At 40.4% G+C, this 15,666-nt stretch carries 13 protein-coding genes; 11 read left to right on the forward strand and 2 right to left on the reverse strand.

From position 1 onward, the window contains the following. The first annotated feature begins 137 nt into the window (after positions 1–137). Positions 138–2,711 carry an ATP-dependent Clp protease ATP-binding subunit gene (locus tag CYP77_RS02200; RefSeq protein WP_103567054.1) on the forward strand — a complete coding sequence of 858 codons (2,574 nt, stop codon included), beginning with the start codon at positions 138–140 and terminating at the stop codon, positions 2,709–2,711. A gap of 50 nt (positions 2,712–2,761) precedes the next feature. Here the strand turns inward: CYP77_RS02200 and CYP77_RS02205 are convergent, their stop codons facing one another. Both CYP77_RS02205 and tgt read right to left on the reverse strand, forming a co-directional pair. Next, a complete protein-coding gene (locus CYP77_RS02205) occupies positions 2,762–3,460 on the reverse strand; it encodes a CorA family divalent cation transporter (RefSeq protein ID WP_103567055.1) in 699 nt (232 codons plus the stop codon). Continuing rightward, positions 3,450–4,580 carry a tRNA guanosine(34) transglycosylase Tgt gene (tgt, locus tag CYP77_RS02210; protein WP_103567056.1) on the reverse strand — a complete coding sequence of 377 codons (1,131 nt, stop codon included), beginning with the start codon at positions 4,578–4,580 and terminating at the stop codon, positions 3,450–3,452. Before tgt ends, CYP77_RS02205 begins: the two co-directional genes overlap by 11 nt. Positions 4,581–4,659: 79 nt before the next feature. Here tgt and CYP77_RS02215 point away from each other — a divergent pair, with 79 nt between their 5' ends. The 10 genes from CYP77_RS02215 (at position 4,660) to mog (ending at position 15,561) form a co-directional block, all read left to right on the forward strand. Continuing rightward, complete coding sequence (locus CYP77_RS02215) at positions 4,660–5,766, forward strand: MlaE family ABC transporter permease (protein ID WP_103567057.1); 1,107 nt, start codon at positions 4,660–4,662, stop codon at positions 5,764–5,766. Continuing rightward, complete coding sequence (locus CYP77_RS02220) at positions 5,763–6,503, forward strand: ABC transporter ATP-binding protein (RefSeq protein WP_103567058.1); 741 nt, start codon at positions 5,763–5,765, stop codon at positions 6,501–6,503. Before CYP77_RS02215 ends, CYP77_RS02220 begins: the two co-directional genes overlap by 4 nt. Beyond that, the gene (locus tag CYP77_RS02225) at positions 6,504–7,436 is read left to right on the forward strand and encodes an MlaD family protein (RefSeq protein WP_103599673.1); all 933 of its coding nucleotides are present in this window, start codon (positions 6,504–6,506) and stop codon (positions 7,434–7,436) included. Then, on the forward strand, positions 7,433–7,993 hold the full coding sequence (locus CYP77_RS02230) for an ABC-type transport auxiliary lipoprotein family protein (RefSeq protein ID WP_103567060.1): 561 nt from the start codon (positions 7,433–7,435) through the stop codon (positions 7,991–7,993). The genes CYP77_RS02225 and CYP77_RS02230 overlap by 4 nt, the downstream gene beginning before the upstream one ends. Before the next feature lie 92 nt (positions 7,994–8,085). Continuing rightward, positions 8,086–9,504, forward strand: a complete 1,419-nt coding sequence (locus CYP77_RS02235) for a COG3400 family protein (RefSeq protein ID WP_103567061.1) — start codon at positions 8,086–8,088, stop codon at positions 9,502–9,504. A gap of 3 nt (positions 9,505–9,507) precedes the next feature. Then, on the forward strand, positions 9,508–10,545 hold the full coding sequence (aroB, locus tag CYP77_RS02240; protein ID WP_103567062.1) for a 3-dehydroquinate synthase: 1,038 nt from the start codon (positions 9,508–9,510) through the stop codon (positions 10,543–10,545). Further along, complete coding sequence (locus tag CYP77_RS02245; protein ID WP_103567063.1) at positions 10,542–12,131, forward strand: mechanosensitive ion channel domain-containing protein; 1,590 nt, start codon at positions 10,542–10,544, stop codon at positions 12,129–12,131. Before aroB ends, CYP77_RS02245 begins: the two co-directional genes overlap by 4 nt. Beyond that, positions 12,131–13,369 (forward strand): tRNA (N(6)-L-threonylcarbamoyladenosine(37)-C(2))-methylthiotransferase MtaB, encoded by a 1,239-nt coding sequence (gene mtaB / locus CYP77_RS02250; protein ID WP_103567064.1) that lies wholly within the window; start codon positions 12,131–12,133, stop codon positions 13,367–13,369. The genes CYP77_RS02245 and mtaB overlap by 1 nt, the downstream gene beginning before the upstream one ends. Continuing rightward, positions 13,356–15,008, forward strand: a complete 1,653-nt coding sequence (locus tag CYP77_RS02255; protein ID WP_103567065.1) for an ATP-dependent metallopeptidase FtsH/Yme1/Tma family protein — start codon at positions 13,356–13,358, stop codon at positions 15,006–15,008. Before mtaB ends, CYP77_RS02255 begins: the two co-directional genes overlap by 14 nt. A gap of 13 nt (positions 15,009–15,021) precedes the next feature. Then, entirely contained in the window at positions 15,022–15,561 is a 540-nt protein-coding gene (gene mog / locus CYP77_RS02260; protein ID WP_009293784.1) for a molybdopterin adenylyltransferase, read from the forward strand. Positions 15,562–15,666: the final 105 nt, after the last annotated feature.

Below are 15,666 nucleotides of genomic sequence, written 5' to 3' on the forward strand. Positions count from 1 at the left end.
GTCTATTTTTAACACAAATTTATAACAGCAAATTTTAGCAATTATATAAAAAGAGTGACAAAGGCTATAAAAATACTTGACAATATAAGACTAAAGTTATATAATGCCGCCATTATAAAATAACTTAAGGAGCTTTAATGGCTGACATAACAGAAAATTTAACAGCGCAGATGCAAGAGACACTTGAAAAAGGCGTTAGCTTAGCGATCTTTTCTAAAAATCCACAAGTTGTGCCACTTCACGTCTTTTGGGCTTTGCTTGCTGATAGCAATTCTATTTTAAATCAAGTATTTAATAAGATGAACATAAGCAAAGACGCAGTCGAGCTTGAGATAAAAAGCAAGATCTCGTCACTACCAAGTAGCTCAAACGTTACAAAAGATAACGTTTCAGTTTCAAGAGAGCTTATAAATTCGCTTGAAAATGCAAAAGCTTTAATGGTAAGCATGGGCGATAGCTACATAGCTGTTGATACTTGGATCATCTCGGCTCTTGAGCTTAGTGAGATCAAACAAATTTTAAGCAAATTTTGCGACATCTTAGAGATCAAAAAGAACCTTGAGAGCATAAGAGGTGGTAAAAAGATAGATAGCCAAACTGGCGATGATACTCTTGATAGCCTAGAGAAATTTGGTATCGATCTAACGCAAAAAGCCCTAAATAAAGAGCTTGATCCAGTCATCGGCCGTGATGAAGAGATCACTAGAATGATGCAAATTTTAATAAGAAAGAGCAAAAATAACCCTATCTTGCTTGGTGAGCCAGGCGTTGGTAAAACAGCTATCGTTGAGGGGCTAGCTCAAAAGATAGTCGCTCGCGATGTGCCAACAAGCCTTGCAAACAAGCGTGTCATCGCACTTGATATGAGCGCAGTTGTAGCTGGAGCAAAGTATAGAGGCGAGTTTGAAGATAGGTTAAAAGCTGTCATTGACGAGGTCAAAAAAGCTGGCAACATCATACTTTTTATAGATGAAATTCACACCATCGTTGGAGCAGGTGCTAGCGAGGGTGGAATGGACGCTGCAAATATCCTAAAACCAGCTCTTGCGCGTGGGGAGCTTCACGCTGTTGGTGCGACAACATTAAAAGAGTATAGAAAATACTTTGAAAAAGATGCAGCGCTTCAAAGACGTTTTCAACCAATAGACGTCAAAGAGCCAAGCGTAAATGAGGCACTTCAAATTTTACGTGGTATAAAAGAGCGTCTTGAAGTTCATCACGGTATCACGATAACAGATAGCGCGCTAGTTGCCGCAGCAAGACTAAGTGACCGATACATCGCAAACCGCTTTTTGCCAGATAAGGCGATAGACCTTATAGATGAGGCAGCAGCTGAGCTTAAGATGCAAATAGAGAGCGAACCATACGAGCTTTCAAAGATAAAACGTGAGATCGTAACGCTTCAAGTAGAAAAAGAAGCTCTAAAGATGGAGGATGCGGATAAAAATAAAGAAAGACTTGGCGAGATCGAAAAAGAGATAGCTGATCTAAATGAGAAAAAGCTAGCGCTTGATACTAAATTTGAAAACGAAAAGGCCGTTTTTGGCGGAATTTCAAAAGCAACAAAAGAGATCGATAGCTTAAAATCACAAGCTGAGATAGCAAAAAGAAATGGCGATCTTCAAAAGGCTGCTGAGATAGAATACGGCAAGATAGCAGACGCCAAAAAGCACAAACATGAGCTTGAAGAAAAATGGGAGCACATGAAAAAAGAGGGCGTGCTTCTTAAAAATCAAGTCGATGAGGAGCTTGTGGCTGAAATTTTGAGCAAATGGACTGGAATTTCAGTTAAAAAGATGCTAACAAGCGAAAAAGAGAAATATCTGCGCATCGAAGAGCATCTAAGAGAGAGTGTTGTCGGTCAAGATGACGCACTACACGCACTTGCGCGTGCTGTTAAGAGAAACAAAGCTGGGCTAAATGAGGGTCAAAGGCCGATTGGTTCGTTTTTATTTCTTGGACCAACAGGCGTTGGCAAAACTCAGTCTGCTAAGGCTTTGGCTAAATTCTTATTTGACGATGAGAAGGCGCTTATCCGCTTTGATATGAGTGAATATATGGAAAAACACAGCGTGAGCAGGCTACTTGGTGCGCCTCCAGGATATGTAGGCTACGATGAGGGCGGTCAGCTAACAGAGGCAGTTCGCAGAAGACCTTACTCAGTCATACTTTTTGACGAGGTTGAAAAGGCTCACAAGGATGTATTTAACATACTTCTTGGCATACTTGATGACGGACGCGCGACTGATAACAAAGGCGTAACGGTTGATTTTAAAAACACGATCATCATTTTAACCTCAAACATCGCTTCAAATCTCATAATGGAGCTAAAGGGTGAAGACCGTGACGTGGCTGTTAAAAACGAGCTTAAAAACTACTTTAAGCCTGAGTTTTTAAATAGGCTTGATGATACTATCATCTTCAATCCTCTAAACGAGCAAGGCTTGATATCTATCGTTGAGATCATGTTTAAAGAGCTTGAAAAAACTCTTCACAACCGCGGTATCAAGGCAGTTTTAAGCGAAGAGGCTAAGAAATTTATCGCAAAAGCTGGCTTTGACATAGTTTATGGCGCAAGACCTCTTAGAAGAGCGCTTTATGAACTAGTTGAAGATAAGATCGCTGATATGATCTTGAAAGATGAGCTTGAAAGCGGTGATGAGATCACCATTGATAGCAACGGCGAGAAGATTATCATTAAGAAAAAATAACTTCAAATTTACTTGGCAGGTTGGATCAACTTGCCAAGCCTACTATAAATTTAACTAATATCCTTATTTGATCTGTAATAAAATATAAAAAATAGCACGCAAAGCATCGCTATAAAAGCAAAAACTATCAACGTGCCATCTTTAAATGAGCTTAAAAACATGCCATTTGTATTCATACCAAAAAAGCCAGTGATGAAATTTAACGGCAAAAATAGAGCCGAAATGAGCGTTAAGAGGTAGATGTTTTTATTTATCTTGTCGTTTTTAGCGCTTTGTATAAATGTATAGATGTCTTCGACCCTGCAGGCATATTCGTTAGCTATGGTTTTAAAGACACTTGCTTCGTGGATGCTGTTTTTAAGCTCTTTTTTTAACCCTTGCTGCTCACTTTGGCAGATCGCAAGAGCTTCGTAAAAGTGCGAAATGCTATTTTGAAATTTTCTGATCTCATACTTTAAAAAGTGGTGTCTTTTTATAAATTTCTCAAAATTTTTTTGGCTAGCATAAATTTTCTCATACTCATTTAGCTCGTCTTGGTGCTCTAAAATTTTATTTGCAAATTCATTGCAAAGTCCCTTAAGAGCAGCTTCAAACATATCTTTATCACACTCATGATCAAAGTCTTCTTTATAAATTTTGCCGTCCTTAAATAAAAATTTAAAAACTTGCTTTTGCGATGGCGAGATGAGCGTGATGTAGTCAAATGCATCTCCGTAAAAATATCCACAAAGTGCGTTTTTATAGCTCATCTGCGCTCCTTTTTGCGTAGAAATTTCGCTTAAATTTAGCAAATTCGCCGACCTCTATCGCCTCTCTCATCTCTTTCATTAAATTTAGATAGTAGTGCAGGTTATGAAAGCTTGCTAGTCTAAAAAACGTGAGCTCTCTAGCCTTAAAAAGGTGGTTTAGATAGCCTCTGGAGTAGCGCTTGCAGGTGTAGCACTGGCAAGTTGGGTCTATCGGCGCGTGGTCGTTTATAAATTTGGCTGATTTTATATTTATCTTGCCAAAGCTAGTAAAGAGCGTGCCGTTTCTTGCGTTTCTTGTTGGCATAACGCAGTCAAACATATCAACGCCTCGCTCCACGTTTTCTACAAGATCTTCAGGCGTGCCAACGCCCATTAGATAGCGCGGTCTAAGCTCATCCATAAATGGCATAACCGCCTCAACCGTGTCATACATCGCCTCGTTGCTCTCGCCAACACTAAGACCTCCTATCGCAAGGCCGTCAAATGGCATCTCGTTTAGTGCCTGCGCACAAAATTTACGTGCCTCATAGTCGGTGCCGCCTTGAACGATACCAAAGATATTTTGGTTTAGCCCAATGCCCTTGCTTTGCATAAATTTGTGATAATCAATCGCCTCTTTTGCCCATTTTATCGTTCGCTTTATGCTTAGATCTATCCTTTTTGGCTCAGCAGGCAAGGCGACTAGATCATCAAGTATCATCATGATGTCGCTGCCTAGCTCATACTGCGTGTCAAGGACGGATCTTGGCGTGAAGTAGTGCGTGCTGCCGTCGATGTGGCTCTTAAATTTTATCCCGCCATCGTCGTTTTTGGTGTTTGACCTAAGCGAAAATGCCTGAAATCCGCCGCTATCAGTTAAAAACGAGCGATCAAATTTAGAAAAGCCGTGAAGTCCACCAAACTCACGCACGACCTTGCTGCCAGGGCGCAGATACATGTGGTAGGTGTTTGCTAAAATTATCTTTGCGTCTAAAATTTCACTCATATCAAAGGCATCTAGGCTTTTAACTGCGCCAACCGTGCCAACTGGCATGAAAACTGGCGTTTGTATCACGCTGTGAGCGGTTGCTAGGACGCCTCGCCTTGCATTGCCATCTTTTTTTATAACTTCAAATTTCATCTAAGTCCTTAAAATTCTTGATTTTTTATTTTAACAAAAATTATAATATAATCCAGAAATTTTAAGGCAAAGGAACTTTTTGCAAAAGAGAAATGATATCGTTTTTACCGAAGCAAACGGCACTGCGACCATAAAATTTGCAGGCGAGTTTAGCTATAAAGACGCAAAAAATTTACAAAGCATTTTTAAAAAAATCCAAAAGCTTAAAGGCAATGTTAAATTTGACTTTAGCGAGCTAAAGAGCATTGATTATGCTGTTTTGATCCTTTTAAAAAACACGCTAAATGGCAAGAAATTTGAGATCATCACAAATGATGAGAAGATAAAGGCGATGAGCGATCTTTTAAATGACGAGAAGATCGATTTTAAATATATGCCGCCTCACAATAGCCTAAATTTTTTCTCACGATTGGGGGAGAAAATTTGCGAGGGATTTGTAAATTTGCTTGAGTTTGGCTCGTTTTTGGGCGAGTTTTTGATAAAGAGCGTAAGGATTTTATTTAATCCTGCAAATTTAAGGTTTAGAGAATTTAGCAACTATATAAAAGATGGCGGCGTAAATGCCGTTTTCATCGTATCGCTCACCGCTTTTTTGATAGGCGTTGTGCTTGCTTATCTTGGCAGTGCGATGCTTGCAAGCTTTGGGGCAAGTATATTTATAGTTGAGATCATGGGCATGCTAACGCTTAGAGAGGTCGCTCCGCTCATCGCTGCTATCGTCGTGGCGGGCAGGTCGGCCTCCAGTTTTACCGCTCAAATTGGCGCTATGAAGTTAACTGAGGAGATAGACGCGATGAAGACGATGGGTTTTGAGCCCTTTAACTTCTTGGTGCTGCCGCGCATCATCGCCATGGTGCTTTGCGTGCCAGTCATCATCTTTATAGCTGACGGCATAAGCATTTTAGGGCAGATGATCATTTGTCAAACTATTCTTGACATCAGCTTTAGCGACTATCTCAATAGATTTCGCGAGATGGTCGAGCTTAGACACTTTGCTGTTGGCATGATAAAGGCTCCGTTTTTTGGCGCTGTAATAGCGATCATTGGGTGCATGAGGGGATTTGGCGTTAGCCAAAACGCCCAAAGCCTTGGAGCGATGACAACTGTTAGCGTTGTAAATGCGATATTTTGGGTCATCGCGCTTGATGCATTTTTTGCGATAATTTTTATGTGGCTAAAGATATGAACGAGATAATAGTTGGAAAAAACATAACGACAAGTTATGGCGATAAGATAATGCACGATAACGTGAGCTGGAGTATCAAAGAGGCTGAAATTTATGGCTTTTTAGGCGGTAGTGGCGCTGGTAAAACCACACTTATGAAGACGATGATATATCTAAAAAAGCCAAGCAAGGGCGATATATTTTTTGACGGCGTCAATATGTGGAAAAGTAGCCCCAAAGAACAGCAAGAGATCAAGCTGAAAAGCGGGACGATGTTTCAGTTTGGAGCGCTTTATAGCTCGATGACGATACTTGATAATGTGGGCGTTTTACTCCATGAGTACTCTAAATTTAACAAGCGTCAGATCGATGAGATAGCGATGTTTTGGATACAAAAAGTTGGGCTTAAAAAAGAAGTTTCTATGCTCTATCCAAGCGAGCTAAGTGGCGGTATGAAAAAGCGTGCTGCGCTTGCAAGAGCCTTAGTGCTAAGTCCTAGGGTGCTATTTTTGGACGAGCCAAATAGCGGCCTTGATCCAGTTAGCTCGCGCCAGATGGATGCGCTAATAAAAGAGCTTCGTGATAGCATCGGCGTGACCGTTGTCATGGTGACGCATGATGCTGATAGTATTTTTGATATTTTGGATAGATTTTTGATAATAGATAACAAAAAGATAGCCTTTGAGGGAAATATAAAAGAGCTTGAACATCTTGAAAATAACCCGCTTGAAGAGCTATTTAAAATGAGGAAAAAGTAGATGGAAAATAGAAATTCTTATACCATTGTTGGCATGTTTTTCATAGCCTGCCTTACAGCATTTGCGATATTTATCTGGTGGATGACTAGCAAAAATAACACAAAGGTTGATTTTAAGGAGTATTACATCCACACGACTGAGCTGCCAAGCGGATTAAAGGTGGATTCTACGGTTAAATTTATCGGCGTGCCAGCAGGAAGCGTTAGTGATATAAATTTTGTCGATGATAAAAACGCTCTTATAAACATCACGATGAAGATAAGAGAGGATCTGCCTATCAAGGCTGATAGCGTGGCAAGCATCGAAGTTCAGGCTATTAGTGGCGTGGCAAGCATAAATATAAGCCGAGGCACGAAGGATTTTAAACCAGGCGATAAGCCTATTTTAAAGCTTGAAGAGAGCCTTCTTTCAAAGCTCGGAAACAACGCAGAGAACATAACTTTTAAGATAAATCAAACCCTTGATAAGGTTGATGGCTTTTTCTCGGCTGAAAATATTGCTCATATCGAGTCTATCCTAAGAAATATCGATAAATTTACACAGGTTTTAACCGATGAAAATGGTCTAAGCGAGGTTGATAGCATCGTTAAAAATGTAAAAAATTTCACCGATAGTTTAAACAAAACCGACACAAAAGAGGTTGCTAAAAATTTAAACAGACTAATCGCCAGTGCAAATTCAGTCTTTAAATCAGCAAATTTGGCTGTCACTGGATATAGCTCGCTTCAAGATATCGTTACTCAAAAGGTAAAAAACGGCGAGTATGACCTTAGAAACACGGTCTCTCCGCTTCTTAGAGAGGCTAGCGAGTTTTTAAATGGATTTGACAAGACGCTACGTGAGTTTAGAGGTGCGCTTCAAAGACTTGAGGACAATCCTTACGAGTTTTTCTTCACAAATCCAGTGCCAAATGACAAAGGAGATAAAAAATGAGAAATTTAATCTTTCTAGCGGCTGCATTTTTATTTTTTGGCTGCTCGCTAAAGACCGACGTGCCACAAGCTACGATGTATGAGATACACTACTCAAACAAGGAGTGCTCGGCTGAAAACAAGCAAAAAGAGCTAAAAAATGTCTTCATCGAAAACGTGAGCGCCCTTGATATGGTCGATACCAGAAAGATCCTAATCGTCGCTGAAAATAACAAGATAAGATATTTGACAGACGCTAAATTTGTCTCTGAGCCAAGTGAGATGGTCTATAAATCACTCGTAAAAGGACTATACTCAAACTGCGCTGCAAAGCCGATATTTTCACCAAATGCAAAGGATCTTAGGCTAAAAGTTAGCATCATCTCACTTCAAATAAGAGGCGACAAGGCCGAAGTTTCGCTAGCTTACGAGCTATTTAACGCAAACACCTCGCTCAAATCAGGCATGATAACAAAAGAAATTTTCTGCCCAGACCCAAGGTCAAGCACTATTTTTGATACGATCAACAAGGCTACAAATTTAGCTATCGACACACTTATCTCTGAAATTATCTCTTAAAAACTTTTTGGCTGTAAATTCCTAAATTTATAGCCAAAATAGCTTATTTTAAAGACCTTTTGTTATAATGTGGCTTTAAATACGGAGAATTAATGAAGAAAATTTTAATAATCGCAGATGGAGCTTTTGCAAGAAATTTTTTAGATAGACTTCTTGGAGCAAAGTCAAATTTACACCACTATATAGTCGTTTCGAGCGAAGACCTTAGTCAAAAGGCAAATTACGAAAATTTTACATTTTATCAGTTTGACCCAACAAGCCTTTCAAAGCTAAAGAGCATAAGCGACGGCTATTTTAGCCAGTTTTGCATCGTGAGTGACAATGAAAAAGAGGCGGTTGCTGTTTATGAAAATTTAAGACAGATCAGCACAAAAACAGAGACCATTTTTATGAACTCATGGGAGCTAGATGAAAAGTGCAAGGAGACTTTCGCGAGTGATAAGCATCTAAGCGTGGTTGATATAAGAGATATCGCAGCTTCAAGGCTCATGGACTATCTGCCAGACATGCCTGTATATGCTGATAATATCGGCTTTAGCGAGGGCGAGATCATGGAGGTTAAGGTGCCTATTGGCAGCTCATATATGTATCGCCATGTAAGCTCGATCGCTCAAAAAAGATGGCGGATAGCGCTTATTTACAGAGGTGCTGAGATCATCTTGCCAAAGCCAAATACAATGATCCAACCAAGCGATATCTTGCTAATCGTTGGCGATCCAAACGTGCTTCAAAATGTTTATCGTTCGATAAAACGCGAAAGCGGGCAGTTTCCAAGTCCATTTGGTAGCAATATCTACACTTTAATAGATATGAGATCAATGAGCAAAGAGCGCGTTAGCAAGCTCATAAAAGATAGCCTATATGTGCATTCAAAGCTAAATAACAAACGTCTTATTTTTAGAGTGATAAACCCAACTTTAGGCGAAAATTTAGAGACACTAAAGGCGATAAAAGAGAAAAATATCCTTGTTTTGATGGATTATTTTAACAGCGATAACAAATCGATAAAAGATGACGTTTTAAAACACGACATCGGACTAATTATAAGCGATGATAGATACTTTTTTAAATTTCAAAAGCTATTTTATGAGCTTAAAATCCCAGTGCTAAAAACGGGTAAAATTTTGCTCTCAAAGGTAAAAGAGGGCGTGATACTTGGCGATCAAAGCCAAGAGGTCGAAAATCAATCAGCTGTCATCACAGACTGCTGCGCGCAGCTTGATTTGGAGATGAGATTTTACTATTTTGATAACAAGCATAGCGACGATGAGGCGTTAAAAGAGCACTTTGAGAGCATTAGCACGCTCTTTTCAAAGCGCATAAAGATAGAAAATCATAGCCTCAAAAACCCGCTAGTGAAGCTAAAAGGCACAAATGATCTGCTTCATTTTGTGATGTTTAGCAAGAGCGTGGCAAATGGCAGCGCTTTTGCCTTTTTATCGACAAATTTAAATAGACTTTATAAAAAACTAAGCCAAAACGCACAGCTTTTTGTGCCAGTAAGTGAGTAGAAAATGCAGATAAATTTAAACCTTAAGGAAAAGGGCTCAATCTATAAAATTTATATAAATGAGCTTGAGAAGTTGGAGCTAAAAGGCAAGGTTGGCATCGTCACAAATGCCAAAGTGGCGGGGCTTCACCTTGAAAAGCTACTTAGTGTTTTAAAGTGCGATGAGAAATTTATAATTAGCGTGCCAGACGGCGAAGAGTATAAAAACCTTGAGACGATAGGGCAAATTTTAGAGCAGCTTTTTGTTAGTAAATTTGACCGAGCATCTACGCTCATAGCTCTTGGCGGCGGCGTCATAAGTGATATGACCGGCTTTGCGGCAAGCATCTATGAAAGAGGGATAAACTTCATAAATATCCCAACCACGCTTCTAGCACAAGTCGATGCAAGTGTGGGCGGAAAAACGGGCGTAAATAACAAATTTGGTAAAAATTTAATCGGCTCATTTTATCAGCCAAAGGCTGTTTTTTGCGAGATAAATTTCTTAAAAACATTGCCAAAGAGAGAATTTGCAGCTGGCGTTGCTGAGGCTTTAAAGATGGCGATAACTTTTGATAAAGAGATGTTTAGCTGGCTAAAGGGCGTAAATTTAGACGATGAAAATTTGGCAAAGCTAGTTGAAAAGTCGATAAATTTAAAGGCTAGGGTAGTCGAGCAAGATGAGAAAGAAAAGGGGCTAAGAGCCATGCTAAACTACGGTCACACCTTTGCTCACGTCATAGAAAATGAGACAAATTACAAGGAATTTTTACACGGCGAAGCGGTGGCGATAGGTATGAATATGGCAAATCGCCTAAGCGTTAGACTAGGTCTCATGAGTGAGGCGCAGGCAGAAGATATCAAACAGGTTTTAGTGAAATTTGATCTGCCTGTAAGCTACAAAATAGAAAATGAATATGCATTTTACGAGGCGTTTTTTATGGATAAAAAGACAAAAGGTGATAAGATAAATTTCATCATCGCAGATAAAATCGGCAGTGCGATCATCAAAAATGACGTCAAAAAAGAGGACGTTTTAGAAACTTTGAGAGAATTTAAATGAAAAAGATCCTAGTTTTCCTACTTTTTTGCTTTGCGCTCTACGCTGAAGAAAACGCTACGCTTGAGCAAAATGTCTCACAAAATTTACAAAATAGCGAGCTTATAAAAGAAATTTCAAACCTAGATAACTCCCTAAAAAACAACATCTGGATCACAAGATACGCCAACTACAACACCTATCAAAAGCTTCTTGATGAGCTAGAGCAAAATGAAAATGAGCTTAAAAAGCTTGATAAAGGCTCAAAAAGAGGTGGCGATCTCATAAAGAGAAGTCAAACTCTAAAAGAGCAGATAAATTTGCTAAAAGAGTATGAGAAAACGCCATTTTCAAATATGCTAGCAGCCCCAGAAATGGAGACGCCGCCTAGGATAAATAGCCCAGTTGCGCTAATATCTGGCTTTTCATACATCAAAAAGATAAGAAGCGACAAGATCGAGTACCAAAGGCACATCAAAGAGCTTGACACCTTGCTTGAAAAGCTTGAAGCAAAAGAAAATTTGCTAAATAGGCTAAATTTGATAGATGACAGCGAGCAAAATAGAGCAAGTCTAAACCTTGCAAAGCAAGAGATAGGCGACTTCAAAGCGGCAAAACAGATCGCTGATACCACTTATAGCGTCTATGAAAAAAGGGCTGATGAAGCGATAAATTTGACGACATCTGACATTAAGGCTCAGTTTTTAAGCATGGGCTACACAGCCATCGTCATCCTTTTAACGATCGGACTAACATTTATCGCTAAATTTATCGTTAAAAGAACGATCACGGATAACGAGAGATTTTACACGGTCAATAAATTCTTAAACGTGCTAAACATCACCGTTATCATCATAATTTTGCTCTTTTCATACATCGAAAACGTCACATATCTAGTCACCGTGCTAGGTTTTGCCTCAGCTGGTATCGCCATCGCGATGAAGGATATGTTTATGAGTATGCTTGGCTGGATGGTTATCATGTTTGGTGGCACGATCCACGTGGGAGACCGCGTAAGAGTCTATCACGACGGGAGCGAATTTGTGGGCGATGTGATAGACATTTCACTACTTCGCCTAACCGTTTTTGAAGACGTTAGCTACTCTACCTATAAGACAAACCGCCGTGCAGGTAGGATCATCTTTGTGCCAAATAACTATATCTTTACAGACCTCATCGCAAACTACTCACACTACGGCATGAAGACCGTTTGGGACGGCATAGATGTCGTGATAAGCTTTGATAGTAATCACAAAAAGGCCGCTTATCTAGCAAAAAATATAGTAAAAAAATATTCAAAAGGCTATACAGACATCGCAAAACGCCAGATGAACAAGCTAAGAAGCCAGTACAGCATCAAAAATCCAAATGTAGAGCCAAGAATTTATACATTTTTTGAGCCTTATGGCATCAATATCTCATGCTGGTATATGTCTAACTCATACGCCACGCTCGCTCTAAGAAGCACGATAAGCGCTGAGATAATCGAGGCATTTTTGGCTCACGATGATATAAAGATAGCTTACCCAACGCAAACTATGTTTATAGGCAAGAAAGAAACGCCAAGCGATCACGTAGCTCACGCTGAGCAAGAGGGTGAAAATATCTAATGCAAAAGATATTTTTTAAGACATTTGGATGCCGCACAAACATCTATGATACCGAGCTTTTAAAGAGCTACATCAAAGACTACGAGATCACAAACGACGAAGAGGTCGCTGATATCGTCGTGATAAACTCATGCACCGTGACAAACTCGGCTGATAGCGGCGTCAGAAACTATATAAATGGCGTAAAAAGGCGCGGGGCAAAGGTCATACTAACAGGATGTGGGGCGGTTAGTAAGGGCAAAGAGCTGTTTGCAAGCGGAATTTACGGAGTGCTGGGAGCTAGCAAAAAGAACGATCTAAACGAGCTTTTAAAACAAGAAAAGCCCTTTTTTGAGCTTGGAAATTTAAACTCGGTCGATAAAAACATCGTCACAAACTACGAAAATCACACAAAGGCCTTTATAAAAATTCAAGAGGGTTGCAACTTTAACTGCAGCTACTGCATCATCCCATCAGTGCGCGGCAGAGCTAGGAGCATGGACGAGGCGATGATCTTAAAAGAAGCTAGAATTTTAGCTCAAAATGGCTATAATGAGCTCGTTCTAACTGGCACAAACATAGGCAGTTACGGCAAGGATACAAATAGCTCTCTTGGCAAACTGCTAGCAAATTTAGGCAAAATTTCAGGCATCAGACGCATAAGACTTGGCAGTATCGAGCCAAGCCAGATAGATGAGAGCTTTAGGGAAATTTTAAAAGAGGAGTGGTTGGAGCGTCATCTACACATCGCACTTCAGCACACGAGCGAGGCGATGCTAAAGATCATGCGCAGGCGAAATAACGCATTTAGCGACTTAGAGCTTTTTAATGAACTAAGCTCACTTGGCTTTGCTTTGGGGACTGACTATATCGTGGGTCATCCAGGTGAGAGTGAAGAAATTTGGGCAGAGGCGGTAGAGAATTTCAAGAAATTTCCTATCACACATCTGCACGCTTTTGTCTATTCGCCTAGGCGTGATACGCACTCAGCGACGCTAAAAAGCGACGTTAGCGGCGACGTGGCAAAGAGTAGGCTCAAAATTTTACAAGGCATTGCTTTGCAAAATAATGAAAATTTTAGAAAAAAACGTAACGGGACTTTAAAAATTTTAGTCGAGCAAAAAAACGGCGACTTTTACGAAGGCTTTGACCAGTTTTACAACAAAGCTAAAATTTCTAGTCAAAAAGATATAACAAAAGAGTGGTTGGAGGTAAGCGAATATGAAATTAAGCCAGATGCCAATTATGCAAAAATTTAAATTTAACAAGAAAAACATCCTGATAATAGCCGCTGTGGCTCTGATAATAGCGCTACTTTTTGCTGTGAGCAAAGAGCCACGAAACATCACCTACTCGCAATATATGCAACTAATGGATGGAAATTTCATTGATAAAGCGGTCATTGACGAAGACGAGGTCATCCTCTATGCGCAAAATAACCGCTTTGCCATCATAAAAGAGGGCATAGACATAAAAGAGCTCATCAAAAAGGTCCCAGTCGAGCGAAGCGTGCAGTATATCACTCCTGGCATGGTCTGGGGAAGCATCATCTTTGTTTGCCTTGTGCTTTGGTACTCCTATATTTTTAGGGCTATTAAGAAAAAAGAGGAGAGCCTTTTAAGCAAAAAGGACGGCGCTTTTGAGATAGAAAGCGTGCTAAATCAAAATGCGATGCCAGTCATCTCAAACGTGAGATTTAGCGATGTGGCAGGCATTAGCGAGGTCAAAAGCGAGCTTAGTGAGATAGTTGATTTTCTTAAAAATCCACAAAAATATAGAAATTTTGGTATCAAAATGCCAAAAGGCGTGCTAATGATAGGCCCTCCAGGCGTTGGCAAGACGCTTGTGGCAAAGGCAGTCGCTGGCGAGGCAAATGTGCCGTTTTTTTACCAAAATGGCGCAAGCTTTGTGCAAATTTACGTCGGCATGGGCGCAAAAAGAGTTAGAGAGCTCTTTAGCAGAGCCAAATCCTACGCACCATCAATCATCTTTATCGACGAGATAGACGCCGTTGGCAAGAGTAGGGGTGGCACTAGAAACGACGAGCGAGAAGCCACGCTAAATCAGCTGCTAACCGAGATGGACGGCTTTGAAGATAACTCAGGCGTTATAGTGATAGCTGCAACAAATAGGATCGAGATGATCGACGAGGCACTGCTTAGATCAGGCCGCTTTGATAGGCGTATATTTTTGTCAATGCCTGATTTTAACGACAGGGTGGCTATCCTAAACACATATCTAAGAGATAAAAACTGCGAAGTGCCAGCCGAGGATATCGCTAGGATGAGCGTTGGCTTTTCTGGTGCGGCACTTAGCACGCTTGTAAATGAAGCAGCGATAAATGCCCTAAGAAACGGCGAAAGCGTGCTTAGGATGAGGGACTTTGAGGCTGTTTTAAACAAGGTCTTGCTCGGCAAGAAAAAGGTGCTAAGCTACAGCGAGAGCGAGAAGAAAATTCAAGCCATCTATCAAGGCGCAAAGGCGCTAAGTGCCTACTGGTTTGATGTGAAATTTGAAAAAATTTCGCTCATTGAAGACCGCTTTATGGCGACTGAGCAAGAGATCGAGTCAAAGTCACAGATGCTCTCACGCATAAAGGTTTTAATCGCTGGCATGTGCAAGCTCGAGATAGATGAGAACGACATCTTTTCAAACTCAAGCAACGATCTAAATTTGGCAAAAGAGATCGCTTCAAAGATGGTTTATGAGTATGGCATGGGAAATTCTTTCGTGCCAAATCCAAACGATGTGGAAGAAATTTTAAAACAAGCAAAAGATGAGATAATCTCATTTTTAAAGGGCACAAACGAGCAGATCGCAAGGATAAGCTCATATCTGCTTGCTTATGAGAGCGTAGATAAAGAGACGCTTGCTAAAATTTTAAATGAAAACTACTAATAAAGGAGAAAAAATGAAAGCAAAAATAGGAATTCTAACTATGTCAGATCGCGCAAGCGAAGGCACATACGAGGATAAATCAGGTCCAGCGATCAAAGAGGTGCTTGACGGCTGGATAGTAAGCGAGAGAGAGTATTTTTACGAGGTGATCCCAGATGAGCTTGATCTCATAAAAGAGAGGCTCGTGCACATGATAGACGTGCTAGGATGCGACCTTGTGCTAACTACTGGAGGCACAGGACCAGCAGTGAGAGATGTCACCCCAGAGGCTACTGAGGCAGTTTGCGAGAAGATGATGCCAGGCTTTGGCGAGCTAATGAGAGCTGCGAGCCTAAAATACGTCCCAACAGCGATCCTATCACGCCAAACAGCAGGCATAAGAGGCCATGCGCTAATCATAAATTTACCAGGTCAGCCAAAAGCGATAAAAGAGTGCTTGGAGCCGGTATTTCCAGCGGTGCCGTACTGCATCGATCTAATCGAGGGTGCATTTATCGAGACTGATGAAAATGTGATGAAAGTTTTCCGTCCAAAACAAAAGAAAATTTCATAAACAAAATTTGTTAAACCACTGAAATTTAAGCCACCACTTTTATGAAGAGGTGGCTTAAATACTGTTACCTCTTTAAATTTGATGCTTTTTAGCTGCTATTTTAAG

The sequence above is a fragment of the Campylobacter concisus genome (genome assembly GCF_002913865.1).
GTDB classification, from domain to species: Bacteria; Campylobacterota; Campylobacteria; order Campylobacterales; family Campylobacteraceae; genus Campylobacter_A; species Campylobacter_A concisus_AM.

Coding starts and splice junctions, on each gene's coding strand:
- CYP77_RS02200 (WP_103567054.1), top strand. CDS start 138: ATGGCTGACATAACAGAAAATTTAACAGCGCAGATGCAAGAGACACTT.
- CYP77_RS02205 (WP_103567055.1), bottom strand. CDS start 3,460: ATGAGCTATAAAAACGCACTTTGTGGATATTTTTACGGAGATGCATTT.
- tgt (WP_103567056.1), bottom strand. CDS start 4,580: ATGAAATTTGAAGTTATAAAAAAAGATGGCAATGCAAGGCGAGGCGTC.
- CYP77_RS02220 (WP_103567058.1), top strand. CDS start 5,763: ATGAACGAGATAATAGTTGGAAAAAACATAACGACAAGTTATGGCGAT.
- CYP77_RS02225 (WP_103599673.1), top strand. CDS start 6,504: ATGGAAAATAGAAATTCTTATACCATTGTTGGCATGTTTTTCATAGCC.
- CYP77_RS02230 (WP_103567060.1), top strand. CDS start 7,433: ATGAGAAATTTAATCTTTCTAGCGGCTGCATTTTTATTTTTTGGCTGC.
- CYP77_RS02235 (WP_103567061.1), top strand. CDS start 8,086: ATGAAGAAAATTTTAATAATCGCAGATGGAGCTTTTGCAAGAAATTTT.
- aroB (WP_103567062.1), top strand. CDS start 9,508: ATGCAGATAAATTTAAACCTTAAGGAAAAGGGCTCAATCTATAAAATT.
- CYP77_RS02245 (WP_103567063.1), top strand. CDS start 10,542: ATGAAAAAGATCCTAGTTTTCCTACTTTTTTGCTTTGCGCTCTACGCT.
- mtaB (WP_103567064.1), top strand. CDS start 12,131: ATGCAAAAGATATTTTTTAAGACATTTGGATGCCGCACAAACATCTAT.
- CYP77_RS02255 (WP_103567065.1), top strand. CDS start 13,356: ATGCAAAAATTTAAATTTAACAAGAAAAACATCCTGATAATAGCCGCT.
- mog (WP_009293784.1), top strand. CDS start 15,022: ATGAAAGCAAAAATAGGAATTCTAACTATGTCAGATCGCGCAAGCGAA.